Raw genomic sequence first — 25,417 nt, 5'->3', positions numbered from 1 at the left:
GCGGCTGCGGTGGCGTGATGCTCAGGCCGAGGCGCGGTTTTTGAAGCGCCAACTCTCGTTGCCGGTCTCGACGATCTCGCAATGGTGGGTGAGCCGGTCCAGCAGTGCGGTCGTCATCTTGGCATCGCCGAACACGTTCGGCCATTCACCGAAGGCCAGGTTGGTCGTCACGATGACGGAGGTCTGCTCGTAGAGGCGGCTGATGAGATGGAAGAGGAGTTGCCCGCCAGACTGGGCAAAGGGCAGATAGCCGAGTTCGTCGAGCACGATGAAGTCCATGCGCGACAGGTAGTCGGCCATGCGGCCGTGGCGGCCGGCGCGGCCTTCGGCTTCGAGCCGGTTCACGAGGTCGACGACGTTGAAATAGCGGCCACGGGCGCCGTTGCGGATGCAGGCTCGGGCGATCCCGATGGCGAGGTGAGTCTTGCCGGTCCCGGTGCCGCCCACCAGGACAGCGTTGCGCTGGTGAGCAAGGAACTCGCCGCCGGCGAGATCGCGCACCAGCATCTCGTTGATGAGCGTGCCTTCGAACCGGAAATCCTCGATGTCCTTGGCTAAAGGCAGCTTGGAGATGGTGATCTGATACTTGATCGAGCGCGCCTGTTTCTCGGCGATCTCGGCCTGCAGCAGATCACCGACGATGCGTTGCGGCTCGTGCTGGCGCTTCAACGCCGTGGTGATGATCTCGTCGTAGCCGGCCTTCATGCCGTAAAGCTTCAGGTCCACCATCGTGGCCAGGATTTCGGAACGTTCCATCACATGATGCTCCTCAGAGTGTCATAGCGCGCGCAGTCGGCGACGGGCTCGTGCTGCAGGCGCAGCGCGTCAGGGGTATCGATGGTGATGACGCGCGCGGGTTCGCGGCGTCGGGCCAGGATGTTGAGGATGATGTCGGCCGAGTGGACGCCGGCTTCGAGCGCCTCCAGGCAGGCAGCCTCGACGGCCTCCAGCCCGTCGTCCATGGCGGCCGTCAGCAGGCCCACCATCTGGCGATCGCCATCGTCGGCGCCGGCGAGCTTGCGCCGGACGCGCTCGAAGGCGGGCGGCAGCACCCAATCCTTGAACGGCGCCCCGTTACGCAGGGCGCCGGGCTTGCGGGCCAGCACCGGCACATAATGCCAGGGCTCGAATACGGTCTCGTTGCGGCCGAACCTGCGAACATGCTCGCCCACGACATGGCCGCCCTGGCGCAACTCGATCCGCTCCGCATAGGCCCGCACTTCGACGGGGCGGCCGACGGCGCTCGCCATCACCGAGTAACGGTTGTTGTCGAAGCGGATCAGGCACGTCTTGGACACCGAGACCGGCACGGCGTGGAAACCGTCGAAGGCGCCGACATAGGGCACGAGGCTCGGCCGCTCCGCCTCGAACGCCTGCCAGACCGTGATCTCCTTGTTCTCGGGATGGGGATGGCCCTTGGCGTAAGCGACGCACTGATCGAGGAGCCACCTGTTCAGCTCCTCGATGCTCTTCACGCGCAGGCGGGGCGTGAAGAAGCGCTCGCGCACCAGGCCGACCTGGTTCTCGACTTGGCCCTTCTCCCATCCCGACGCCGGCGTGCAGGCGACGGGATCGACGAGATAGTGAGCGCACATCTGCTGAAAACGGCGGTTATATTGTCGTTCCTTGCCGACGAGGATCGTTTCGACTGCCGTCTTCATGTTGTCGTAGATGCCGCGGCGGCAGGCGCCCTCGAAGAAGGCGAAGGCCTTGTCGTGGGCGTCGAACACCATCTCCTGGCTTTCGCGCGGATAGGCCCGCGCAAACAGCATGCGGCTGTGGCAGAGCCGGACGTGGGCCACCTTGATGGTGACGGTGGTGCCGTTGATCAGCACGATCTCGTGGCTCCAGTCGAACTGGTAGGCCTCGCCCGGATCAAAGCTCAGCGGCACGTGGGCGGCGGCCGTCACCGCGACCCGCTCGCGCCGCCAGCCCCGGGCGTAGCGCCGGACAGCGTCGTAGCCGCCCGCATAGCCGCGGCCGCGCAGATCCTCGAACACGCGGATCATGGTGAGCCGCTCGCGGGCCGCCTTGCTGTCGTTGGCGGCCAGCATCTCGTCCAGATCAGCCCGCCACTGCCCGAGCTTGGGCATCGGCTGGACCTCACGCTCGTACTCGAACGCGGTGCGGCCGGTGCGCACCACCTTGCGCACGGTGTTCCGGGACACGTGCAGATCCCGGACGATCTCCTTGATGGACCGGCCTCGAATGAAGAACTCGCGCCTGATGCGCGCAATCGTGTCCACGCCTTTCATCCCCCCCACCGCCCGTCCCGCAACAAGGACGTGCAGCTTGCTCGAATTGCACTCGAGGGGGTCAAAGTTGGACGCCGATCCCCCTCACATGGGGGTCAAAATTCCACGCCTAATCACAGGGCGGAGCTCCGCCCGCCGCTCTCGACCCAAAATCTCCACCACTCGATCGGACGCTACCCGGCACGATGGCGGCGACGCTTTCGCCTTCGCCGGCCGTGCCGATTTACGCCGCTTGGAGAACCGATGTTCGAGATCCATTCAAGGCTTGAGGTGTCGGATCGGTCGGGGCTCTTCCCGACGGCAGGCGAAGGTCCACAGCGACAGCAAGATGGCCCCTTGCGGCTTCGCGTCGTGACCGCCCATCGGACATGCTGCCCATCGGAGCCTTCCGACACCGACCGTCCCTGATCCAGGTCGCGGCGGAGCGGTCCTCCGACATCGGATCGAAAGGCATTCGCCGAATCCGCCCGGAGTGTTGGCTAAGTTGCACACTGGGGCGCAACGTCCGGAGGCGGCCCTGTCCCGACGGTTGGCTTCTCCGCCGGTCTTCGCGCAGAAGTGGTTGAGGACTATCTATCTGAATCTAAGTGGTACTCCTGAGCCGACCACTGCCCCAATCCGCTCAGCATCGGAAGTGTATTTGCGTCGCTAACCACATGGCTCCACGCCCGACGAAAATAAATCCGGCTCAATTATTCAAATTTTACTGAAAGGGAAAGCGGAGCTGAGTCAACGCACTAGAGCTATTTCCGATCAGGTTGGGTCGTAGGCATCGTAGCCAGCCGCGGCGAGGTAGTTGCGGCACTCGTCAGGAGTGAAGCGGGTAAAGGCTTCCCGGATGGCGACGCGCAGATCCGTGACGGTGCGGGCCGCCGCCGTGCGAAGCAAGGCCTTCAGCTTGGCGAAGGCGTTCTCGATAGGATTGAAGTCAGGGCTGTATGCCGGAAGGTAGAGCAAGCGAGCCCCCGCTGTTTCGATGGCCTCCCGCACGCCTTTCACCTTGTGAGCACTCAGGTTGTCCATCACGACCGTGTCGCCGGGCTTGAGGGCCGGGATGAGGACGTCGGTGACGTAGGCCAGAAACCGAGCCCCGTTTGTGGCGCCGTCCATCAGTTCGATCGCAAAGGGACCGCTTCCCCGCAGGGCCGCCGTGACCGTGGTGGTCTTGTAGTGCCCGTGCGGCACCGCGATGCGGCAGCGCTCGCCACGCCTGGACCGGCCATGGCGGCGGGTCATGTTGGTGGCCGCCGCTGTCTCATCGAGAAAGACGACCCGCTCGGGGTCCACGTCGAGTTGACCCTCGAACCAGTCCTCGCGCGCCTTCATCACGTCGGGACGGCTTTGCTCGGCGGCGTGCAGATCCCTTTTTTACGGCTGATCTTGTGGCGCGCGAAGAAGCGGTGCAGCCCGCTCGTGCTGGTGCTGACACCCTTCTCGCGCAAGCTTTCACGCAGCTCGCGCAGGTACGCCTGCGGCTCCGCCTCGCACGCCTGCAGGATCATCTCCGCGTGGGCCTCGATGTTGCGGGAGCGCTGGTCTCCGCCCATCGGCTTGGCCGCGACCACGCCCTCGGCCCGGAAGCGGGCTTGCCAGCGGATCGCCGTCGCGATCCCGACACCGAAACGCTCGGCCGCTTGGCGGCAGGAGGAGCCCGCTTCGACAGCGGCCAGAACACGCTCGCGTAGGTCCACAGACAGGGCTCTTGGCATCAGGGGCATCCCGCAAAGGTTGCCCTCACCGAATCACAACCCGGCCGAACCCGCTACACCGCACGACTCAAACCGGACGGAAACAGCTCTAGCCTGAACTCGATGCAGAGGGTGACGGGCATATCGCCTCGCTGATCGGTCCACGGTCTACTCGACCTGTTGCGTTCTCATCCCTGCTTGGATCATCAAGGAAGCGTCGCTGGTGCCGGTCATGTATTTAGACGTGCACATGACTGGTTCGCGAGCCTGAATAGGTAGGTGCGGTTGAAGTCGATCGTCGTGGATCCCATCGGGATCCAGGCTGCGGCGAAGCCATGTCATGCCTGTGATTGATGTCTACATCCGCGGCACGGCTGAAGACATGCCGCGGTGTGGCGAATGCTGCTCGGCATCACTGCTCCGGTGTGCATCGACAAGCGATCCATCTTGGATTCGCTTCGTCGAGTGTCGGGATGATCGGGGCTGCCGAGGACCAGCGTCGCCACGTCGACTGAACTTTCGAAGCTGAATGGAGGGGAACGATATGCTGACCTACAAAAGAGGGCAGGGCGGTTCGGTGATCCCGTTCGCTCGCCCGCCGCGTCAGGGCGTGCAGGCGATGCCGCACATCCGTTCCGGCAACCCGACGCTCCCGGCCGCATCGACCGGGACCAGCACGGGTGGGCCGGACTGGCGCCGCGACATCTCGCGACTCGCGTCGGCGGGGGCAAGCGGCGGGAGCCTGCCTTTCGGTTCGGGCGAGGAAGGCGTCGAGTTCACGGTGAGCGAGCCCGGGCCGCTGCGTCCGATGTACCTCTGCGTGGCCTGGGAGGCGGCGACGAGGCTGGTGCTCGCCTACGGTTTCGGCACCACGGAGGACAGCGCGCGGGACGCCACCCGCTTCCACCTGCACAGGACGCGACGCACCAGGGAATGCGGGGGTCGCCGGGCGATGCCCGTCCGTTTGGGAAGTGACCCGCGGACCTGCCCGTCGATGGGCGGGGCGGCCCACTTGGTTTGGTCGAGCGACCGAGCGACCCCGGGACACGCCGATGCGTGACCTGCGAGCACCCATCGAGGAAGGATCGAGATCCATGTTGCGGTTCAGCGAGGATGTGGTCGGGTTCGGCGCGGACCTGCCGGGAAATGCCGACTTGGCGACGCCGGGCGACCGTGCGCATCGATCGGTGCGCAGCGGGGACGGGTTGCCGGGTCGGCCGGGCGTGCCCCAGGCTCCCGATGCCGGTCCGACGTCCGGGGGACGCACCCGCCGGACCAGGGGCGACACGATCGACGACGGCTTCCATCCCGTCACGGATGTCGAGACGACGGCCGTGCATGCGACGCACGGCAGGGCTCCCCTGGCGGATTGGGAACTCGCCCGCACGATGGAGCGGGTGCGTTCCGTCCAGTTGCGGCCGCCCGTCGACAGGAAGATCCAGCATCTCGTCGGCGCGCACCTCGCGGCTCCCAACGCCGACGGGCGCATGCTGGTCGTCACCCGCGGTAGGGGGGCAATGCTCTCGACCTCAATCGGCACCGTCCTGAGGTCGATGCCCGTGCTGAAGCCGATGCCGTCGGTCGCCCCGCCGATCATCGACATCCAGGTCGAGGCGGGATGCCCGACGCTGGGCCTCGGGCTCGGAATGCTGGAAGCGTTGGGCGTCCATAGGCGGCCCAAGGACGAGCACGAGACGTGGAGGCTGCTCAGGAAGAGGCTGGCCCGACGCGGCATCGCCGTCGTGTCGTGGAACATCCAGGGCGCGTACTATCCCGGCCTCGACCCCTGGATCGAGAGGACGGGCACGCTCGTCGGGCGGTCGCTGCTGGCGGAGGGTTGCGGGCGCCTGTTCATCTGCACGGGGTCGTGGCCGCCGGAGCGTGTCTTCCCGTGGGTGGGGGCACGTCGCGAGACCAAGGCGGTGACGGACGAGGCGCTCGCCCACGGGCCGGAGAAGCTGCTCCTGGACGCCATCGAGGAGATGGCGAGGCAGGCCGGCCTGACCGTGATGGGGGACATCGGGCGCAGGATCTTGCCGAGGCTCATGGCCGAGGGCCGCTCGCCGAACGCGCAACTGCAGGGGACCGCCCGCGCCATCGCCCGTGCGCTCGCCCCGCGGGACCCGACGGGTGCCAGGCTCCCGCCGTCGACCGTGCTCGCGGCGCGCCACTACCGCTTCGAGGCACACTGAACCGTCCTCGGCCCGCACGGGACCGAAGTCGACCGGGCGGCCATCGCCCACTCGCCATCGGCGGCTTGTCGATGGGACGCCACGGCGGACATTTTGGACCGAGGGCACCGCCGGAACGGCCGCCGTCGGGCTCCCCGACCCGTCGAACGGGCATCAAACACCGTGGCGGGACAGGTCGCCCGCGAGAAGGAAGGGAGACGACAAATGACGCAGCGCATCAGGGATGGGCCGGGCCAGGCGCACCGGGGTCCCGCCCACCGCCTAGGAAACGAAGGCGAGGCCCCGGTCCTGACCACACCGAACCGCGCGGAAGCGGAAGGCGGATCGCGACGGCGAACATAATCGCAGTCCCATGGACCATGCAGGTCCTCGCATCGGGACGCAAGGGTCGTCGGTTCCGACATCCGTCCGGGCCCTGGCCCGTCGCCGCTCGCCGGCGGCCATCGCCATGGCCGCGACGCCACCCGACCACGTCGCCCCGCACCATCGGGGCTGACCGACCGGCCGGACCCGACGGGGACCGGCCGCCGCATGCCGCCGCCCGTCGAACTCCGACGCGGCCGCGGCACCCACCCCAGTGATCAACCCGCACCGGCGAGATGCGCCGCGACGGCCCGGCCGTCGCGGTCCCGCCCGGACTGCGACCAGAACGGAACGACGACACGATGGAACAGAACCACTGCACGGGCGTGCGCTCCGCCGAGGGGTGGCGCCCGCCCCACGACTTCCGGGGTGTGAGGACGCCCTCGGTCCAGGCGAGCAGGTACTCGGCGCGCGTCACCATGGTCACCCCGTCCGACCACCTGCTCCGCACGGAGAGCGGGCTGGAGGAGAAGGTGGCCGTGGTGTCCCTGGCCAGGCCCGACGTGCGCGACATCGTCGGCCAGGCCGCGATCGTCCGCTACCCCGGGCCGGACGGGAAGCCGATCGACCATACTTTGGACTTCGTCGAGGAGATGGTCGACGACAGCCGGGTCGCGATGATCGTCAAGCCGAGCGCCACCGCCGACAAGCGGGGCACGCGCGGCGTCCTCAAGGCCGTGGCCGCGCACGCACCGGCCTCGGTGGCGACCCGCTTCGTGCTGGCCACCGAGAACGACGTCTCGCCCGCGCAGGTCGCCAACGCGAGGCTCATCCACGCGGTCCGCACGCTGGGCCCGGCGCCCGACGACCCGGCGGTCCACGCGGTCGCGGCCTGCGTCCGCGGCCCCATGACGATCGGCGAGGCCGTCGAGCGCTCGCGGACACATGCCGAGGGCTTCCGCGCGGCGGTGCGCCTGCTCGCCGATCGGCGCCTCGTGACGCTCTCGAAGGGGCGCATCACCCGCAGGACGCTCGTGGGACCGGCTGGGGAGGACGCGCGATGATCGTCACGCCGTTCCGGCTCACCGCCCACGACCGCCTCACCATCAAGGGCGTGGCCTACGACTGGAACCGTTCCGAGGGGGACGGGCACGTCCTCACGCGGGCCGACGACCCGAAGAGGCACGCGTTCTTCTCGCACCGGGACCTGTTCCTGGCCAGGATGGACGAGGGCTTCCGCTTCGAGAGGGACTTCTACGCGCCGGCGAAGGTGGCGGCCGCCGCCGTCGGCGCGTCGCGTGCGATGCACGAGCTGTCGCCCGACGAGCAGGCCTCGGTCTTCCACAAGCTCGCGTTCTGCACCGCCTTCCTGATGGCCGAGGAGCGGGGCGAGGTCAGCAGGTCCGACGAGGGCATGGACGCGGCCGTCGAGCTGATCGCACCCGGGGCCGAGGCATTCCTGAAGCGCAAGCTCAAGACGCCCGGCTCCGAGCACCGGAAGGGTTATACGAGCGGGAAGCGGATCCTGCGCGAGCGTCCCAGCGGCCGCACGCTGCGCCGGTGGCTGTCGAGGCTCGTGGCTGGCAGTTACTGCCCCACCTCGCTGCAGCGGAGGAAATCCGTGTCGGGGGTGGGCAGGGCGTCCCGCATCTCGGACGCCATCGAGGACCTGATGGCGAAGTGCGCGCGGCGCTACGCGTCCGAGATGCGTCCGACGGTGGTCCACTGCCACAAGTTGCTGGACCGGTCCGTCAGGCTGCTCAACGCGCACCTGGAGCGCCACGAGAGGCCGACGGCCGGCCCGACGCCGGCGGTGTCCACCTTCGCCCGGCGGATCGCGCGCATCGGCGCCTTCGCCATCCACGCCGGTCGTTTCGGGGAGGAGAGCGCGAAGACCTACTTCGCCATGCTCGGCTCCGGGATGGGGATCCTGCGTCCGGGCGAGCGTGTGGAGATCGACCACTGCGAGCTGCCGGTCATGGTACTGGTCAGGCATTTCGTCGAGGCGGGCATCCTCGACGAGGGCGAGGGCGAGGCCGAGCGGTTCAAGGCGGTCAAGCTCTGGATGTGCGTCGCGGTCGACGTCGCGACGCGCTACGTGCTCGGCCTCGTGCTCACCAAGACGCCGACAGCCGCCAGCGCCTGCGCGACGCTGGAGATGGTCGTCTCCGACAAGACCAGGTTCGCCAGGGACGCCGGTGCGGTGACGGATTGGTCCGGGGCCTGCACGCCGGAGCTGATCGCGCACGACTCCGGCTCGGAGTTCATCGCCGACGCCTTCCAGGCCAAGGGTCACGGGCTGCGCAGCTCGATGATGGCGACGATGGCCGCGAGGCCGCAGCAGCGCGGCCATGGCGAGCGGCTGAACCTCATCGCCGCCCAGGAATTCGCGGTCATGTTCACGGGGCGCACCTTCGCCAACCCCGTGGAGAAGGGAAAGTACAAGTCCGCCGCCCGCGCCGCGGTCGTGGAGGACGAGTTCGCGGACCTGGTCGCGCTCTGGTTCGCGGACGTCTACCATAACACCCCCCATGCCGGCCTCGGCATGGAGACACCGCTCAACGCATGGCTGACGCGGACGGCGGAGTTCGGCGTGGCGCCGCCGCCCGGCCCCGACATCCGCCGGCACGTGTTCGGCACCGAGGTCACCAGGAAGACCGGCCGCCACGGCGTCCGTGTCCTCAACCTCGACTACGCCTGCGAGCGCCTGCACGAGCACCGCAGGCAGGTCGGGGAAGGCCGGATCGAGGTCAGGGTCGATCCGATGGAGGTCGGGTCCGTGTCGGTCAAGCTCGGCGACCTCTGGTGGCCGGCACGGTGCCGGATGGAGGGGTTCGACGGCGTGACCGTGGCCGAGTGGCTCGCGACGGCGCGCGAGCTGCGCGAGACCAACAAGCGGAACGCGGAACTCTCCGCGCAGGTGGTCCTCGATGCCCTCCACAGGATCCGGAAGACCGTGAAGCAGGGAATCCTGCGCATGGGCCTCGGGTCCGACCGCCTGACCGCCGAGGAGCTGAACCGGGCCGAGGCCGGCCTGCGCATCGGCTTCTGCCTGCCGCGAGCCCCCGGCATCGGCGAGGACGAGCCCGACCCGGACCTGATGGCCAACGCCATCCGGGGCGGCGTCGTGCCGGCTCCCGGCGAGAGGGCGTCCGGCCTGGCCGAAATCGAGGACGCGCTGGCGGACACCGCCGACGGGCGCGACGCGCATGACGACTACGACCACGGGGCCCCGCGGGGTCCCTCCCGCTACGAGATCGAGGAGGACTGACCATGACCGAAGAGAACATCGAACCGCATCGCCCCACCGCGCCCCTCTCCGACGAGGCGTTCGCCCGGGCCAGCGCCCGCCTGCGGGGCGTCTACATGAAGCGCGGCTACGACGCCGACGTGAGGCGTCTCGTCGACGACCTCCTGGCCGGGACGGCGGCGGGCCGCGAGGGGCGCGCCATCTTGCTCGCCGGCAGGACCGGGGCCGGGAAGTCGTCGATCGCCGGCAAGGCCCTGCGGGACAACGCAGGGCTCGGGGAGGTCGGTGTCGACGAGGTGCCCGTGCTGTCGGTGGTGGTGCCCGCCCCGTGCACGCTCAAGCAGCTCGCCCGGCAGGTCGCGCGCGACCTCGGGTACCCGATGGCCGGCGACCCCAGGGAGCACAACGCCTGGGAACGGGTGCGCTACCTGCTGGCGGACGCCAACGTCAGGATCCTGCACCTCGACGAGATCCAGCACATCACCTCCACGGCCAACGCGCCCGAGGCCGTCAAGGTACTCAACGTCCTCAAGGGGCTGATGATCGACCCGCGACACCCCGTCTCCCTCCTGCTGAGCGGGCTGCCCGAGGTCATTAAATTCGTCGAGAAGGACGGCCAAGTCCGGCGCCGCTGCCACTTCGTGCACGTGGGCAGGATCGCATCGGACGAGAACGCGGTGGTGGCCGACGCCGTGGCGGCCATGGCCGGGAAGGTCGACCTGAAGGTGCCGGATGACTTCCTGAAGGTGATCGTACCCAGGCTGGTGCATGCGGCCGAGGGGCAGTTCGGGACCGCCATGGACCTCGCCGCGACAGCGATCGAGAGGGCCCTCGTCCCCCGGGGGGACAAGGGGGAACGGCTGCCGCCCGCGGCCTCGCTCGACATCCGGCACTTCGCGGAGACTTACCAGCTCCGCACGGGCGCCCCGTCCTTCGCGGACCCGTTCACCGCATCCGATTGGAAGAAGATCGACGTCGGCCTCGTCTTGGGCAGGGGGGCACCGGAATTCAAGGCGAATGGGAAGGGCAAGGGATGAGCCGCCTGCTGCGCCGCCGTCTCCCCTTGGGCGACGGCGAGACTCCGCAGAGCTTGGCCTCCCGTTTGGCTCGGCGCCACGGGGTGGCGACGCAGCAGTTCTGCTTCGAACTCGGGTTCAGCTTCCGAAGGATCGTCCACGGCCGTCCCGAGGACCTCGCCGGGCTGGCGGAGGTCGCGGGCGTCCAGTCCGAAGCGCTCACGGCCAATGCTTTCGTTGACGAGAACGCATTCCTCGCCTTCCGGGGCGAACGCCTCCTGGCATCGCAGGTCCGTAGGCATCGGATGCGCTTCTGCCCACATTGCTTGCGGCATGACATCGCTTCCGGTGACGGCTGGAGAAATGGGGAGGCCTCCGTCCACGGACGAGCGGCTTGGTTGATCGAGCAGGTGCGCACCTGTCCGGTCCACTCCGTGGCGCTTGTGACGATGGAGCCCTCGACCGACAGGGACGAAATCCATGACGTGGCGCGTCGGCTCGCGCCGGTTCTCCCGGACCTCGACCGGATCGCCTCGGAGGCGAGGGGCCGCCAGCTTTCGACGTTCGAGGCGTACCTCCTGGGTCGCCTCGCGGGGCGGCGCGACTCGGCATGGTTGGACGGCCTGAGCCTGCACGTGGCCATCATGGCATGTGCGGGTCTGGGAATGGTCGAGGCATGCCCGGAGGGTCTCGGCAAGAAGGACCTGACCGACGATGGATGCCGCTTGGTGGAAGCCGCGGGGTTCGACGTCGCCCGTGAGGGCGTGGAGGGCATCGAGGCGTTCATGGAACGGGTGCACCTCGCCGGCGGACCGGTCGGGAACAACGTGGCCAGGAACTGGGGACGGCTCCGCGGGCTCGTCCGCTTCTTCGACACGCACCAGGACGACGAGGCGTTCAGGCCGGCCTACGAGGTCATCGCCCGGTTCATGGCCGACCATCGGGCGATCGAGGGCAGGGTCCTCGGCGTGACGGTGCGCCGCAGGCTGCACTCGCTGGCCACGGCCAGCAAGGAGACGGGCTGGTCCCCGAAGGCGTTGCGGCAGGTGCTGGGGGAACGGGGGCTGCTTCCCGACGGTCACCGGTCCCTGCCGCCGGCCAGCGTCATGGTGGACGCCGACAAGGTGTCCGAGGTCCTGTCGGCCCTCGGCGCCCGCTGGGGCGAGCGCCGGGCCGCGGACCACCTCTCGCTTCCGGTGCACCAGGTGCAGCTCCTGGCCGGGGATGGCGTCGTGCCCGCCAGGAGGCTGGCGGGGACCGGTAATCGGTGGGTCTTCGACCGGGCCGACGTGGAACGATTCCTGGCCGACGTCATGGCACGAGTCGATGCCATCCCGGACGAACGTCCGGGATGGCTGGGACTGGGCGCGGCGTCCGAGGCGGTTGGCTGTCCGCAGGCCTGGATTCTCCGCATGGTCGTCGAGCGCAGGCTGGAGGGTGTCGGTCGTCTCGCCTCGTGCGATGGCCTCATGTCACTCCGCCTCGATCCCGAGGAGATCAGGGTTAAGGTGCCGTGGCGCGACCTGTCTCGCCTGGAGGCGGCACGGATGATCGGTGTCTCCAGGGACACCATGGGTATGCTGAAGGCGGCGGGCCACGTGAGGGTCCGGGACAAGCACGGGGACGGGCGGCCGTCGAAGGCGGATTTCTTTGTCTACGAGGATCTCGTCGCGTTCACGGAGCGGTACATCACCCGTGCACAACTATGCGATATCGATTCGCACGCGGCAGGACACGGCGGCGAGGAGATTGGCGGAGATCGGGGTGTATCCGGCCTTGCACCGGGAAACCTGCGGTGCCGACTTCTATCTCAAGTCGGATGTCGACACCTGAGCGGAGACATACCTGAGTGAAAATGATCCCCCGGCGACGGGGGATTTTTTTTGGCCTGGGCTCCTGCGGGGTAGGGCAGGGTGGGGCCCCGACGTCCAAAACCTGCGCTGTTTGCGGCCATCCCTTGAATGTGGGTTGGAGGGCGTTTTGTGATAACACCCTGGAATCAGTTACTTATGATTTTTCCTCTCCTGATTTGCGTCCAAAACTATCGATTTTCGACAAGAGCCTCTCACCCCAGCAGCATCGCGCAATGCGCGATGCCGTCCTCGACGTAGTCTTCGCCCCTCCGCACGAAGCCGAAGCCCGCGTAGAACCGCTCTAACCGCGCCTGCGCCCCGATGGCGACCGGCGCGGGGCCGTAACGCCGGCGCGCTTCGGCGACGCCCTCCGCCATCAGGGCGCGGCCGAAGCCCGTGCCGCGCGCGGCAGCCGACGTCGCGACGCGCCCGATGACGGCCCGGCCCGCGGCGTCGGGCGGGAACAGCCGCAGCGTCCCGGCGAGCGGGCCGCCCTCCGCCGTCCGCGCCAGGAGGTGGAGCGCGTCGGGGTCGCGGCCGTCGATCTCGGCGAAGAGGCAGGCCTGCTCGACCACGAAGACGTCGGCGCGCAGCTTCAGCACGTCGTGGAGGTCGCGCGCGCTCAGGTCCTCGAAGCTCCGCCAGGCGAAGGCCGCCATCAGTGCCCCGCGAACTCCATCAGCGTCCGCACCGGCACGCCGAGGTCGCGGATCTTCTGGGCGCCGCCGAGGTCCGGCAGGTCGACGACGAAGCAGGCCGCCTCGACCGCGGCGCCGATCCGCTTGATGAGGCTCACGGCCGCCGCCGCGGTCCCGCCGGTCGCGATCAGGTCGTCGACCAGGATGACGCGCTCGCCGGGCCGCACCGCGTCCTCGTGCATCTCCATCTCGTCGATGCCGTATTCCAGCGAATAGGCGATCGACACGGTGGCGTGGGGGAGCTTGCCCTTCTTGCGGATCGGCACGAAGCCGGCGGAGAGCTGGTGCGCCACCGCGCCGCCCAGGATGAAGCCCCGCGCCTCGATGCCCGCCACCTTGTCGATCTTGGTGCCGGCCCAGGGCTGCACCAGTTCGTCGATGGCGCGGCGGAACGCGCGGGCGTCGCCGAGCAGCGTGGTGATGTCGCGGAAGACGATGCCGGGCTTGGGATAGTCCGGGATGGAGCGGACGGCGTCGCGCAGGTCGGATGTCATCGGAGTCTCGGGCGCTCGGAGCGGAAGCAGGGCGCCCCGGCTCTACAGGGGGAGGCGGGCGGCGTCCATGCGGGCGGGCTCGCCCGCCCGATGCCGCCCTGCTAAGGTCCGGCACCACCCGCGATGGAGGCGCGCATGGACGAGGTCGGGACCGCGACGCTGTCGAGCGAGGGCGGCGAGCAGGTCGTGCGCCTGCCGGAGGGTTTCCGGTTGCCGGGCCGCGAACTGCGCGTGACCCGCGTCGGCGACGGCCTGCTGCTGCGGCCGGTCGATTTCGACGTGGACGCGTGGTGGGCGAAGCTCGACGCCTACCAGGATACCCCATTCATGGAGGAGGGACGCCAGCAGCCCCCTATGCCAGACGACGACACCTGCTTCGATCGATGATCTGCCTCGACACCAATCCGGTCGTCGCCGTCCTGAACGGGACGTCGCCGCGGATCAGGGCGCGGCTCGATCGCGCCATCCGCGACGGCGAAGACGTCAGAGTCTCGGCGGTCGTTCTGTTCGAGCTCTGGTTCGGCGCCGCCAAGAGCGCGCAAGTGGCCCGCAACGTCGGACGCATCCGCCAGCTCATGGCGGGCCGGATTTCAGGCCTCACCTTCGACGACGGCGATGCCGTGGAAGCCGGCACTATCCGCGTCGCCCTGGAGCGGGCCGGCACCCCGATCGGCCCCTACGACGTCCTCATCGCAGCGCAGGCCCGGCGCCGGGGCGCCGTGCTGGTGACGGCCAACACCCGCGAGTTCGCCCGCGTGCCCGGCCTCAGGCTGGAGGACTGGTCGCTGCCCTGACGGGTCTCACCCCAGCACGCGCCCTGCCACCACCCGCAGCTTCTCGATCAGCGCCGGGTCGCGCGCGTCCGGCGCCGTCATGATCGCGTTGTCGAGCGCGCGGTCCGACTTCGCCGGGCAGGGCTCGTGCTCGGCGGGGAAGTCGCGGATCAGCCGCGCCAGCAGCGCCGCGGCGCGGCCGGCGTTCTCCCGCACGACCTTCACCACGGCTGCGACGTCCACCTCGTCGTGCTCCGGGTGCCAGCAGTCGAAGTCCGTCACCATGGCGACGGTCGCGTAGGAGATCTCGGCCTCGCGGGCGAGCTTGGCCTCGGGCATCGCCGTCATGCCGATCACGTCGTGGCCGGCCGCCTTGTAGGACAGCGATTCCGCGCGGGACGAGAACTGCGGCCCCTCCATGCACACGTAGGTGCCGCCCTTGACGAAGGCGATGTCCTCCTCCCGCGCCGCCGCGGCGATGCGGGCCACCAGCGACGGCGACACGGGATGCGCCATGGACACGTGGGCCACGCAGCCGTCGCCGAAGAACGACGAGGCCCGCCCCGCCGTGCGGTCGACGAACTGGTCCACCAGCACGAACAGGCCGGGGTAGAACTCGGCGCGGAACGAGCCGCAGGCCGACACGGACACGAGGTCGGTCACGCCGACGCTCTTCAGCGCCGCGATGTTGGCGCGATAGGGGATCGTGGAGGGCGACAGCCGGTGGCCGCGCCCGTGGCGGGGCAGGAACACCGCGTCGCGCCCGCCGATGCGGCCGAAGCGCAGCGCGTCGGACGGCTCGCCCCAGGCGGTCGACACCCGCTCCTCGCGCGCGTCCTCGAGCCCCGGCAGGTCGTAGACCCCGGAGCCTCCGATGATGCCGATCACTGCCGCCGCCATGCCGATGCCCCATCCCGTCGCGAGGCGGAAACCTTAGTCGCCAGCCCGTCCCGGCGCCACCCGTCCCGCCCCCGGCGCGCCCCTCCCGGTGGGGTCCCGGAGCGCCCGCATGGCGCGCTGACCTCGGGCTTGGCCGCAGCTTGCGCGCAGATTTTCACGTCCCTATATCGGCCGCGAACTTGCGCGGCCGTGGGGCCGACACAATCTGAAAATGGCAATCGGGGACCGGTCGGAGGCGGGCCGTCCGAGAGACTTTCGCGTGCTGCGGCAGGGCCTTCGGGCTCCGCCGGCCGGCCCGCGCAGTGTTCTTATGGCCCCACCGCCCACGAGCCGGGTCGCTACGGGACCCGGCGGTTCCGCGTGTGAAAGGACAGCATCCCAATGGCTAAAGTTATCGGCATCGACCTCGGCACCACCAACTCCTGCGTCGCCGTCATGGAAGGTTCGACGCCCAAGGTGATCGAGAACGCGGAAGGCGCCCGCACCACGCCCTCCATCGTCGCCTTCGCCGAGGACGGCGAGCGCCTCGTCGGCCAGCCCGCCAAGCGGCAGGGCGTCACCAATCCGGAGCGCACCTTCTTCGCCATCAAGCGCCTGATCGGCCGTCCCTTCGAGGACCCGATGACCAAGAAGGACATGGGCCTCGTCCCCTACAAGATCACCCGCGCCCCCAACGGCGACGCCTGGGTGCAGTCGGGCGACAAGAGCTACTCGCCCTCGCAGATCTCCGCCTTCACGCTGCAGAAGATGAAGGAGACCGCGGAAGCCTTCCTGGGCACCAACGTCACCCAGGCCGTCATCACGGTCCCGGCCTACTTCAACGACGCCCAGCGCCAGGCCACCAAGGACGCCGGCAAGATCGCCGGCCTCGAAGTGCTGCGCATCATCAACGAGCCGACCGCGGCGGCCCTCGCCTACGGCCTCGACAAGCGCGGCGCCGGCACGATCGCGGTCTACGACCTCGGCGGCGGCACCTTCGACGTGTCGGTGCTGGAGATCGGGGACGGCGTGTTCGAGGTGAAGTCCACCAACGGCGACACATTCCTCGGCGGTGAGGACTTCGACAACCGCATCGTGGAATACCTCGCCGACGAGTTCCGCAAGGAGAACACCGTCGACCTCCGCAAGGACAAGCTGGCCCTCCAGCGCCTGAAGGAGGCGGCCGAGAAGGCCAAGATCGAGCTCAGCTCCGCGACCCAGACCGAGATCAACCTGCCCTACATCACGGCGGACGCTTCGGGCCCGAAGCATCTGACGCTGAAGCTGACGCGCGCCAAGCTCGAAGCCCTGGTCGACGACCTGATCCAGCGCACCGTCGAGCCCTGCCGCAAGGCGCTCAAGGACGCCGGCCTGTCGGCGGGCGAGATCGACGAGGTGGTCCTGGTCGGCGGCATGACCCGCATGCCCAAGGTCCAGGAGATCGTGAAGCAGTTCTTCGGCAAGGAGCCCCACAAGGGCGTCAACCCGGACGAGGTCGTGGCCATCGGCGCGGCCGTCCAGGCGGGCGTGCTGCAGGGCGACGTGAAGGACGTGCTGCTGCTCGACGTGACCCCGCTGAGCCTCGGCATCGAGACGCTGGGCGGCGTGTTCACGCGCCTCATCGAGCGCAACACCACGATCCCGACCAAGAAGTCCCAGGTCTTCTCGACCGCCGAGGACAACCAGACCGCCGTCACCATCCGCGTGTTCCAGGGCGAGCGCGAGATGGCGGCGGACAACAAGATCCTCGGCCAGTTCGACCTCGTGGGCCTGCCCTCGGCGCCGCGCGGCGTGCCGCAGATCGAGGTGACCTTCGACATCGACGCCAACGGCATCGTCAACGTGACGGCGAAGGACAAGGCCACCAACAAGGAGCAGCAGATCCGCATCCAGGCCTCGGGCGGCCTCAGCGATGCCGACATCGACAAGATGGTCAAGGACGCCGAGCTGCACGCGGCCGACGACAAGAAGCGCCGCGAGCTGATCGACGCCAAGAACAGCGCCGAGGCGCTGATCCACTCGACCGAGAAGTCGCTGGCCGACTACGGCGACAAGGTGTCGTCGGCCGACCGCTCGACCGTCGAGGGCGCCGTGGCGGCGCTGCGGCCCGCGCTGGAAGGCGAGGACGTGGAAGCCATCAAGGCGCGCACCAACGACCTGATGCAGGCTTCGATGAAGCTCGGCGAGGCCATGTACAAGGCGGGTGCGGCCGGCGGCGAGGCGGGGGCCGAGGCCCCGGCCGGCGGCGCGCAGGACGACGTCATCGACGCGGACTTCAAGGAAGTCGGCGAGGACGACAAGAAGCGCCGCGCCTGATCCCGGGTTCGAAGGGGCTGAGCCCCTTCGCGGGGGTGCGGGGCGGAGCCCCGCATCCTTCCGACGTGAACGACCACCGGCCCGGCCTCGTCCGGGCCGGAACCGTATCCGGGGGGCAACGCTGCCGGCTCTGGCGCGCCTTCAGTTCGCCTCGCCGTCTTGTCCCCCACGCCCGCGCGTGCCACCTGAGGGTGATCGCGGATTTCATCTCCGTCCGCCGGAACTTTTCTCGTGATCTCGCCGCGCGCCCGCGCGGCCTGACGACCTGGATCCGCCTTCGATGGCCAAACGCGACTTCTACGACCTCCTCGGCGTGAGCAAGACGGCGACCGACGCCGAGCTGAAGAGCGCCTTCCGCAAGACCGCCATGCAGTGCCACCCGGACCGCAACCCGGGCGACAAGGACGCGGAAGCGAAGTTCAAGGAGGTCAACGAGGCCTACCAGGTGCTCTCGGACGGCCAGAAGCGCGCCGCCTACGACCGCTTCGGCCACGCGGCCTTCGAGCAGGGCGGCGGCGGCGGGGGGGCGGGGGATGGCTTCCCGTCCTCCATGGCCGACATCTTCGACGACCTGTTCGGCGACATGATGGGCCGCTCGCGCGGCCGCTCGGGCGGCGGCGGGCGCGAGCGCGGCTCCGACCTGCGCTACAACCTCGAGATCAGCCTCGAGGACGCCTTCAAGGGCAAGACCGCGACGGTGAAGATGCCGATCTCGGTCGCCTGCGACAACTGCACCGGCACGGGCGCCAAGCCCGGCTCGAAGCCGCGCACCTGCACGACCTGCGCGGGACACGGCCGCGTGCGGGCCCAGCAGGGCTTCTTCGCCATCGAGCGCACCTGCCCGGCCTGCGGCGGCCGCGGCGAGGTCATCGACAACCCGTGCCCGGCCTGCGCCGGCACGGGCCGCGTCACCCGCGAGCGGGCGCTCAGCGTCAACGTGCCGGCCGGCGTCGAGGACGGCACGCGCATCCGCCTCGCGGGGGAGGGGGAGGCGGGCCTGCGCGGTGGCCCGGCCGGCGACCTCTACATCTTCCTGTCGGTGAAGCCGCACCCGTTCTTCCAGCGCGACGGGGCGGACCTCCACTGCCGCGTGCCCATCTCCTTCGTGCAGGCGGCGCTCGGCGGCGAGTTCAACGTGCCGACGCTCGATGGCGCGGACGCCAAGGTGAAGATCCCGGAGGGCACGCCGTCCGGCAAGCAGTTCCGCATCCGCCACAAGGGCATGCCGGTGCTGCGCTCGCGCGACGTCGGCGACCTCTACATCCAGGCCGTTGTCGAGACCCCGCAGAACCTCACCAAGCGCCAGCGCGAGCTGCTGGCCGAGTTCGACTCCATCTCGTCGCAGAAGACCAACCCCGAGGCGGCGGGCTTCTTCGGCAAGATGCGGGACTTCTTCGACAACCTGTCCACCTGACGGCGCGAACGGCCCCGCCCGCGGGCATCCGCGCGCGGGTGCCTTGATTATGACCGTTCGATGAACCACAGATCTCCGGCGCCCGAACCGGAAGCCGATCCGGCGCATTGCCGAGTGCAGGGTGGAACCATGGCTGAGGGTCACATTGCGCGCTGAACCTCGGGGCGGTCCCAAGAAGCCGCTGGACGAGCGACTGGCCGACGAGGCCCGTTTCATCAAGACCTGGTTCGAGAACCCCGTGGGCACGGGCGCGGTCTCGCCCTCGGGCCGCTTCCTGGCCCGCGCCATGGCCCGGGCGGTCGATCCGGAGCTTCCCGGCCCCATCGTCGAGCTCGGCCCCGGCACCGGCCCGGTGACGGACGCGCTGATCGCCCGCGGCGTCGACCCCCGGCGGCTGGTGCTGGTCGAATACGACCCTCACTTCTGCAAGCTGCTGCAGCGCCGCTACCCGCTCGCCACCGTGATCCAGGGCGACGCCTACGACCTCGCCGCGACGCTCGACGGCGTGCTGGACGAGCCGGCCGCGACCGTGGTGTCGAGCCTGCCGCTGCGCAACCAGCCGGAGCGCCACCGCCTGACGCTGCTGGAGCAGGCCTTCGCGGTGCTGGCCCCCGGCGGCAGCTTCGTGCAGTTCACCTACGGCATCGCCTCGCCCATGCCGCTGCGCTCGGGCGACCATCCCTGCTTCGAGGCCGCCGTGTCGCCGCCGGTGTGGTTCAACCTGCCGCCCGCGCGCGTCTGGGTATACCGCGCCGCCGAGGCTCCGGCGCTGATCCGCATGCGCGACGGCTCGCGCGTGAAGCTCAAGCTGCGCGACGGCGGGCCCAAGCCGAGCCTCCGCTTCAAGGCGCGGCAGGCGCGCGACGAGATCAAGGTCCACGCCGAGCGCGTGATGGACGGGCTGAAGCAGAAGCGCCGCGAGAACCGCCGCAGCGAGCCCCTGACCGCGGCCGTGCCCGCCAAGGCCCGGCACCGGCCGCGCGGGCGGCACTGATCGACGGTTCCTTTCCCGCCCCGCCGGAGGTAGGAGGGGGCATCCTCATTCCCGCCCGGGCGCGGGTGCACGATCCCTTTCGGAGTCCCTGCACCCCCCGGGCCCTCATCGCGGGACGCGACCATGGCCGGCCATAGCCAGTTCAAGAACATCATGCACAAGAAGGGCAAGCAGGACGCCGTCCGCTCCAAGCTCTTCTCGAAGCTCGCCCGCGAGATCACGGTGGCGGCCAAGCTCGGCCTGCCGGACCCCGCCATGAACGCGCGCCTGCGCTCCGCCGTGATCGCGGCGCGCCAGGAGAACATGCCCAAGGACAACATCGACCGCGCCATCAAGAAGGCGTCCGGCGCCGATTCCGAGAACTACGACGAGGTGCGCTACGAGGGCTACGCGCCGGGCGGCGTCGCCGTGATCATCGAGGCGCTGACCGACAACCGCAACCGCACGGCCGGCGAGGTGCGCTCCTACTTCACCAAGTCGGGCGGCGCGCTAGCGGAGTCGGGCGCCGTGGCGTTCATGTTCGACCGCGTCGGCCGCATCGAATACGGCCGCGACGCGGGCTCCGAGGACGCCGTGATGGAGGCCGCCATCGAGGCCGGCGCCGACGACGTCGTGACGGGCGAGGAGTCCTACGAGGTGCTGACCTCGCTCGAGGCCCTGCGCGACGTCGAGAAGGCGCTGGAAGCCAAGCTCGGCGCGCCGCGGCGCTCGGCGCTGGTGTGGCGCCCGCAGAACTCGATCGCGGTGGACGACGAGGCGGGCGAGAAGATCCTCAAGCTCGTCGGCGCGCTGGAGGACAACGACGACGTCCAGAACGTCTACGCCAACTTCGAGGTGTCGGACGCGCTCGTCGCCAAGATGAACGCTTGACGGGACATCCGAACCCTTGGCGACCCCCGTCCGCATCCTCGGCATCGACCCCGGCCTGCGCCACACCGGCTGGGGCGTGATCACGGCCGAGGGCTCGCGGCTGACCTACGTGGCCTCCGGCGCGATCCACACTGAGGCGGACACGCCCCTGAGCGAGCGCCTGCGCGTGCTGCACGTGGGGCTTTCCCAGGTGATCGAGGCGGAATGGCCCGACGAGGCGGCCGTGGAGGAGACCTTCGTCAACTCCGACCCGCGCGGCGCCCTGAAGCTCGGGCAGGCGCGCGGCATCGCCATGGTGGTGCCGGCGCTGGCCGGCCTGCCGGTGGCGGAATATCCCAACAACATCGTCAAGAAGGCCGTGACCGGCACCGGCCACGCCGAGAAGGCGCAGGTGGCCGCCATGCTGAAGGTGCTGCTGCCGAAGAGCCACGCCGCGACGCCCGACGCCGCCGACGCCCTGGCGGTCGCCATCACCCACGCCAACCACCGCCGGCCCGCCAGCGTGCAGGCCGCGATCATCCGCGCCGTGGCGGCGGGGACGCGCGCGCGATGATCGGCAAGCTGCGCGGCACGGTCGACGGCGTCGGCGTCGAGACGGCGGTGATCGACGTCGGCGGGGTGGGCTACCTCGTGCACTGCTCGCCGCGCACGCTCGGCTCGCTGCCGGCGCCCGGCGAGGCGACGAGCCTCGTCATCGACACCCACGTGCGCGAGGACATGATCCGCCTCTACGGCTTCGCCACCGAGGCCGAGCGCGACTGGTTCCGGCTGATGCAGGGCGTGCAGGGGGTGGGCGCGAGGCTCGCCCTCGCCATCCTCGGCGTGCTGTCGACCTCCGCGCTGGCGGTCGCCGTGGCGGGCGGCGACAAGGCCGCGGTGGCGCGGGCGCCCGGCGTCGGGCCGAAGCTCGCCGCGCGCATCGTGTTGGAGCTGAAGGACAAGGGCCCCGGCGGCGCCACCGACGCCATCGTCATGCCGGACGCCGAGCCCGGCGCGCCGCTGCCGCGCAACGTCGAGGACGCCGTGTCGGCGCTGGTCAACCTCGGCTACGGGCGCCCGCAGGCCGCGACCGCGGTCGGGGCCGCAGTCGCGTCGCTGGGCGCCGAGGCGGGGACGGCGGCCTTGATCCGCGGGGGGCTCAAGGCGCTGGCGGGGTAGCTGCTCGCGTGGCCGTCATCTTCCGACGCGATCGCTGTGCGGCTGGTTACCTAGGCCGTGTGGACGAATTTAGAGCAGCAACGCTTTTGGGGATTCCCTTGCTGGCTCAGGTCTGATTCTCATGCCCCGAGGCATTCGGGGGGTGAGATCGATGTCGACGCGAATGACGGAGCAAGACTGGACGCATACACTCGCGGTGTTCCGCGCCTGCCTTCCCCGGCGGGGACGGAAGGCAACAGATGATCGGCTTTTTCTTGAAGCGCTTCATTTTTTCAGCGTCGAAAATGTTCGCTGGCGCGCTTTGCCCGAGCGCTTCGGTTTGTGGAACAGCGTGTGGAAGCGGTTTGATCGGTTAAGCCAGGCCGGCGTGTTCGAAGCCTTCTTCGACACGCTCGCGTCGATGAGCGACACCGCTCATCTCGTTCAGATGTTCGACTCGACTATCGTGCGCGCCCATGTGTCGGCAGCCGGCGCAAAAGGGGGCAGCACGGACAAGCCCTCGGTCGCTCTCGCGGCGGCTTCACCACGAAGATCCATGCCAAGTCCGACGCTTCCGGCGACATCATCGCCTTTGATCTGACCGGCGGTGAAGCTTCCGACGGGCGACACTTCGAAACCCTGCTCGACATCGGCCCCGATCTTCAGCCCCGTGCCGTGATCTGCGACAAGGGCTATGCCAGCAAAGCCAACCGAGACGCCGCGAGGACGCGCGGTATCGCCCCTGTGATCCCCCACAAAGCGAACGAGAAGAACAAGCCGGCCTTCTTCGCTCGCACCCTTTACAAGGCCCGGGCCCGCATCGAGCAAGGCATCGGTCGGCTGAAGCGCTTCAAGCGCGTCGCCCTCCGATGCGAGAAGACCGCAAGAAACTTCCGATCCATCGTCGCTTTCGCCGCAGGACTGTGCTTGGTCAAATTCGTCCACACCGCCTAAGGCTTAAGATCGGATCGTGAGCATCATATCGCTCGGACCACACTGTTGTCCGTCTTCAAAGCGTGCCTCGTCAGCGCCGTAGAGGCGCAATGACTACCGATCTGTGATGGTGCGGGGGGTCATCGGGCGGAGGCGGAGGCTTTCTCCCGAAGATGCGCCATGCCACGACCCCCATCAGCGCGACCGACGCGACTACCTCAAATGCCAAGATCGCCTCGGCAAGCTCCATGCTATCCTCCCCACCTAAGGCAGTGTCAGCGATCCCACAGCGGGCGCCGGGGGACGATTAGCTCCAGATGATGACGGTGGCTGGCCCATGACGTGCTGATCTCGGTCACGAGACTGAAGCCAACGGCAAAAAAGGATCAATGTACCGTAAACGCCGACCTGCCTTTCGGTGATAATGTGTTCCCCGGTCGGGAGTTCCAAGAACCCCACGAACCCTGATGCCAGGGCAGCGACATTAAGAAGCAAGGCGAGAGTGCATGCGGTCTGTGCAGAGCCGCTTGTACGAGAAAAGCAGGTCGCCAGATAGTCGGTTAGTGTAGCAACTGCGAGGACCGAGGTGGGAACAACTACGAAGAATAGATCGCGAAAATTTCCTGACTGATTTACCTTTGTTATGACGTCCCAAGCTGAAATCGTCACATCTACCCGCGAAGCTGCCAGCGTTGGGAAAAGGGCAATCAGGACGCCGGCCAACCAGAGTGCGAAACGGATCAACAAATAGCTTGTAAGCCCCATCTGTCAGCATCAATCAAGCGAGAGCGAGGCTTACTCCTAGCTGCACAATGCCACCGCGAAAAGCCCTGAATTCAACTTTTTTGCATGACGTTGAGCATCACGGTGGTGATACGGTTTCATGCGCCGCGTGATCCCGACATACAGGCTCCCGTCGGCGCAGCGCAGGATATAGACCGTCGCGCCCTCGCTCATCCCGCCCAGGCCAGCACGATGTGGTGCGCGATCGCCATCGGCATCGGGCAGGTGAGCCCGTCCGGGTGGCGCCCGTCCAGCATGGCGCGCACCTCGTCGCGGGAAAACCAGCGCGCGTCTTCCAACTCGTCCTGGTCGACCGCGATCTCGGTCGAGGCCGCCTCGACGAGGCATCCGATCATCAGCGAGGACGGGAAGGGCCAGGGCTGGCAGCCGAGGTAGGTCACGGCCCCGCAGGCGATGCCGGCCTCCTCGCCGATCTCGCGCCGCACCGCGTCCTCGATCGTCTCGCCCGGCTCGAGGAAACCCGCGAGGCAGGAATACATGCCGGCGGGGAAGCGCGGCTGGCGCCCGAGCAGGCAGCGGTCCCCGTCCACCGCCAGCATGATGACGACCGGGTCGGTGCGCGGGAAGTGCTGCGCCCCGCAGGCCGGGCAGATCCGCTTCCAGCCGCTGACCGTGCTCGCCGTCCGGCCCCCGCAACGCCCGCAGAAGCGGTGGCCCGCGTGCCAGGACAGCATGGATTTCCCCTCGGCCAACGCGCCGAGTTCCGTCGCCGCCACGCTGCCGTCGGCGGCGACCTGGCGCAGGTTGAAGAGGCTCAAGCCGTCCCGCCCCGCCAGCGGGTCCTCGCCCTCGGCCTCCACCTGCACCGCGAAGGCCGGCCCGCGCGCGTCGACGCCGAGGAAGACCCGCTGCCCGAGATAGCCGATCGTTGCCGCCTCGTCGAAGCCGAACCACAGCTCCGACCGGCCCTCGGCACCGTGGCGCACCACCACGGCTTCGCCCACTACCGCCAGCGTCCGCGCCGCGGGCGAGGCCGCCGCCTCGGCCTGGAAGGCGTCGTCGTCGCGGCGGTTCGCGAGGCGGTCGAGGGCGTTGTAGGCGAAGCCGAGCGTGGCGGAACTCTTCGCGAAGTCGGACGGGGTCATGCGGGATCTCGCGGGGGGCGTCCCGCGCTTCTATCGGCGCACCTCGTTCAGCGAAAGCCGAGCGCGGCCCCGAGCCGGGTGGCGAGCCGCTCCGCCGCACCCTCCGCGTAGGGGAGGGCGGCGCCGCTGCCCCAGACCGGGCCGGGCCAGGCGGCGTCCGCCGCGAAGCGCGCCACGACGTGGACGTGCAACTGCGACACGACGTTGCCGAGCGCGCCGACATTCATCTTCTCGGCGCCGGTCTCGGCCGCGAGGGCGCGCGAGGCGGCGGCGATCTCCTCCATGAGGGTCGCGCGCTCGCTGGCGGGCAGGTCCGTGAACTCGCGGAGGTCGGGCCGGCGCGGCACCAGGATCAGCCAGGGGAAGCGCGCGTCGCGCATCAGCAGGGCGCGGCTGAGCGACAGATCGCAGACGGGGAGAGTGTCCGCCGCGAGGCGGGAGTGCAGGGCGAAGTCGGTCATGG

The 25,417-nt window shown here is 69.0% G+C and carries 23 protein-coding genes and 1 pseudogene; 16 read left to right on the top strand and 8 right to left on the bottom strand.

Annotated elements, in window-relative coordinates:
- Positions 1 to 21: 21 nt before the first annotated feature.
- From istB to L7N97_RS10070, 3 genes are all read right to left on the bottom strand, one after another.
- The gene (istB, locus tag L7N97_RS10080; protein WP_237478175.1) at positions 22 to 756 is read right to left on the bottom strand and encodes an IS21-like element helper ATPase IstB; all 735 of its coding nucleotides are present in this window, start codon (positions 754 to 756) and stop codon (positions 22 to 24) included.
- On the bottom strand, positions 756 to 2,255 hold the full coding sequence (istA, locus tag L7N97_RS10075) for an IS21 family transposase (protein ID WP_237478174.1): 1,500 nt from the start codon (positions 2,253 to 2,255) through the stop codon (positions 756 to 758). Before istA ends, istB begins: the two co-directional genes overlap by 1 nt.
- Positions 2,256 to 3,008: 753 nt before the next feature.
- Positions 3,009 to 3,964, bottom strand: a protein-coding gene (locus L7N97_RS10070; protein WP_237478173.1) for an IS630 family transposase whose coding sequence is annotated in 2 segments (ribosomal slippage) — positions 3,009 to 3,625 and positions 3,625 to 3,964 — 957 coding nt in all. Because the reading frame shifts where the segments join, the coding sequence is not laid out codon by codon here.
- Positions 3,965 to 4,487: 523 nt separating this feature from the next.
- On the opposite strand from L7N97_RS10070, the gene L7N97_RS10065 reads away from it, so the two are divergent.
- The 6 genes from L7N97_RS10065 (at position 4,488) to L7N97_RS10040 (ending at position 12,557) form a co-directional block, all read left to right on the top strand.
- A complete protein-coding gene (locus L7N97_RS10065; protein WP_237478172.1) occupies positions 4,488 to 5,003 on the top strand; it encodes a hypothetical protein in 516 nt (171 codons plus the stop codon).
- 274 nt (positions 5,004 to 5,277) lie between these two features.
- Positions 5,278 to 6,135: a hypothetical protein gene (locus tag L7N97_RS10060; protein WP_237478171.1), complete on the top strand. Its 858-nt coding sequence runs from the start codon at positions 5,278 to 5,280 to the stop codon at positions 6,133 to 6,135.
- Positions 6,136 to 6,800: 665 nt separating this feature from the next.
- Positions 6,801 to 7,502, top strand: a complete 702-nt coding sequence (locus L7N97_RS10055) for a hypothetical protein (protein ID WP_237478170.1) — start codon at positions 6,801 to 6,803, stop codon at positions 7,500 to 7,502.
- Positions 7,499 to 9,709: a Mu transposase C-terminal domain-containing protein gene (locus L7N97_RS10050; RefSeq protein ID WP_237478169.1), complete on the top strand. Its 2,211-nt coding sequence runs from the start codon at positions 7,499 to 7,501 to the stop codon at positions 9,707 to 9,709. The genes L7N97_RS10055 and L7N97_RS10050 overlap by 4 nt, the downstream gene beginning before the upstream one ends.
- 2 nt (positions 9,710 to 9,711) lie before the next feature.
- On the top strand, positions 9,712 to 10,725 hold the full coding sequence (locus L7N97_RS10045) for a TniB family NTP-binding protein (RefSeq protein ID WP_237478168.1): 1,014 nt from the start codon (positions 9,712 to 9,714) through the stop codon (positions 10,723 to 10,725).
- Positions 10,722 to 12,557, top strand: coding sequence for a TniQ family protein (locus L7N97_RS10040; RefSeq protein ID WP_237478167.1), 1,836 nt, complete (start codon positions 10,722 to 10,724; stop codon positions 12,555 to 12,557). The genes L7N97_RS10045 and L7N97_RS10040 overlap by 4 nt, the downstream gene beginning before the upstream one ends.
- 212 nt (positions 12,558 to 12,769) lie before the next feature.
- Here L7N97_RS10040 and L7N97_RS10035 read toward each other — a convergent pair whose 3' ends face one another.
- Both L7N97_RS10035 and L7N97_RS10030 read right to left on the bottom strand, forming a co-directional pair.
- A complete protein-coding gene (locus tag L7N97_RS10035; protein WP_237478166.1) occupies positions 12,770 to 13,216 on the bottom strand; it encodes a GNAT family N-acetyltransferase in 447 nt (148 codons plus the stop codon).
- Positions 13,216 to 13,749 (bottom strand): adenine phosphoribosyltransferase, encoded by a 534-nt coding sequence (locus tag L7N97_RS10030; protein ID WP_237478165.1) that lies wholly within the window; start codon positions 13,747 to 13,749, stop codon positions 13,216 to 13,218. The genes L7N97_RS10035 and L7N97_RS10030 overlap by 1 nt, the downstream gene beginning before the upstream one ends.
- 135 nt (positions 13,750 to 13,884) lie before the next feature.
- On the opposite strand from L7N97_RS10030, the gene L7N97_RS10025 reads away from it, so the two are divergent.
- Positions 13,885 to 14,136: an antitoxin gene (locus L7N97_RS10025; protein WP_237478164.1), complete on the top strand. Its 252-nt coding sequence runs from the start codon at positions 13,885 to 13,887 to the stop codon at positions 14,134 to 14,136.
- Entirely contained in the window at positions 14,133 to 14,543 is a 411-nt protein-coding gene (locus tag L7N97_RS10020; protein WP_237478163.1) for a type II toxin-antitoxin system VapC family toxin, read from the top strand. The genes L7N97_RS10025 and L7N97_RS10020 overlap by 4 nt, the downstream gene beginning before the upstream one ends.
- Positions 14,544 to 14,549: 6 nt before the next feature.
- Here the strand turns inward: L7N97_RS10020 and L7N97_RS10015 are convergent, their stop codons facing one another.
- The gene (locus L7N97_RS10015; RefSeq protein ID WP_237478162.1) at positions 14,550 to 15,422 is read right to left on the bottom strand and encodes an S-methyl-5'-thioadenosine phosphorylase; all 873 of its coding nucleotides are present in this window, start codon (positions 15,420 to 15,422) and stop codon (positions 14,550 to 14,552) included.
- A gap of 381 nt (positions 15,423 to 15,803) precedes the next feature.
- On the opposite strand from L7N97_RS10015, the gene dnaK reads away from it, so the two are divergent.
- The 8 genes and pseudogenes from dnaK to L7N97_RS30500 form a co-directional block, all read left to right on the top strand.
- A complete protein-coding gene (gene dnaK, locus L7N97_RS10010) occupies positions 15,804 to 17,717 on the top strand; it encodes a molecular chaperone DnaK (RefSeq protein ID WP_237478161.1) in 1,914 nt (637 codons plus the stop codon).
- A gap of 280 nt (positions 17,718 to 17,997) precedes the next feature.
- Positions 17,998 to 19,131 (top strand): molecular chaperone DnaJ, encoded by a 1,134-nt coding sequence (gene dnaJ, locus L7N97_RS10005; protein WP_237478160.1) that lies wholly within the window; start codon positions 17,998 to 18,000, stop codon positions 19,129 to 19,131.
- A gap of 145 nt (positions 19,132 to 19,276) precedes the next feature.
- Positions 19,277 to 20,125 carry a class I SAM-dependent methyltransferase gene (locus L7N97_RS10000; protein ID WP_237478159.1) on the top strand — a complete coding sequence of 283 codons (849 nt, stop codon included), beginning with the start codon at positions 19,277 to 19,279 and terminating at the stop codon, positions 20,123 to 20,125.
- 123 nt (positions 20,126 to 20,248) lie between these two features.
- On the top strand, positions 20,249 to 20,995 hold the full coding sequence (locus tag L7N97_RS09995; protein ID WP_237478158.1) for a YebC/PmpR family DNA-binding transcriptional regulator: 747 nt from the start codon (positions 20,249 to 20,251) through the stop codon (positions 20,993 to 20,995).
- A gap of 16 nt (positions 20,996 to 21,011) precedes the next feature.
- A complete protein-coding gene (gene ruvC, locus L7N97_RS09990; RefSeq protein ID WP_237478157.1) occupies positions 21,012 to 21,548 on the top strand; it encodes a crossover junction endodeoxyribonuclease RuvC in 537 nt (178 codons plus the stop codon).
- On the top strand, positions 21,545 to 22,153 hold the full coding sequence (gene ruvA / locus L7N97_RS09985) for a Holliday junction branch migration protein RuvA (RefSeq protein ID WP_237478156.1): 609 nt from the start codon (positions 21,545 to 21,547) through the stop codon (positions 22,151 to 22,153). Before ruvC ends, ruvA begins: the two co-directional genes overlap by 4 nt.
- A 121-nt stretch (positions 22,154 to 22,274) precedes the next feature.
- Complete coding sequence (locus L7N97_RS30505; RefSeq protein WP_309242804.1) at positions 22,275 to 22,733, top strand: transposase; 459 nt, start codon at positions 22,275 to 22,277, stop codon at positions 22,731 to 22,733.
- Positions 22,649 to 23,086: pseudogene (locus tag L7N97_RS30500) on the top strand (IS5 family transposase); the annotation flags it as partial. The gene L7N97_RS30505 and the pseudogene L7N97_RS30500, both read left to right, overlap by 85 nt.
- 932 nt (positions 23,087 to 24,018) lie before the next feature.
- On the opposite strand, the gene nudC reads toward L7N97_RS30500, so the two are convergent.
- Positions 24,019 to 24,954, bottom strand: coding sequence for an NAD(+) diphosphatase (gene nudC / locus L7N97_RS09970; protein WP_237478153.1), 936 nt, complete (start codon positions 24,952 to 24,954; stop codon positions 24,019 to 24,021).
- A gap of 47 nt (positions 24,955 to 25,001) precedes the next feature.
- A complete protein-coding gene (locus tag L7N97_RS09965; protein WP_237478152.1) occupies positions 25,002 to 25,415 on the bottom strand; it encodes an HIT domain-containing protein in 414 nt (137 codons plus the stop codon).
- Positions 25,416 to 25,417: the final 2 nt, after the last annotated feature.

The sequence above is a fragment of the Lichenibacterium dinghuense genome, from assembly GCF_021730615.1.
Classification (GTDB): Bacteria; Pseudomonadota; Alphaproteobacteria; order Rhizobiales; family Beijerinckiaceae; genus Lichenihabitans; species Lichenihabitans dinghuensis.
Note: the sequence above shows the minus strand (reverse complement) of the source record. Positions and strands in the feature narration are given on the sequence as shown.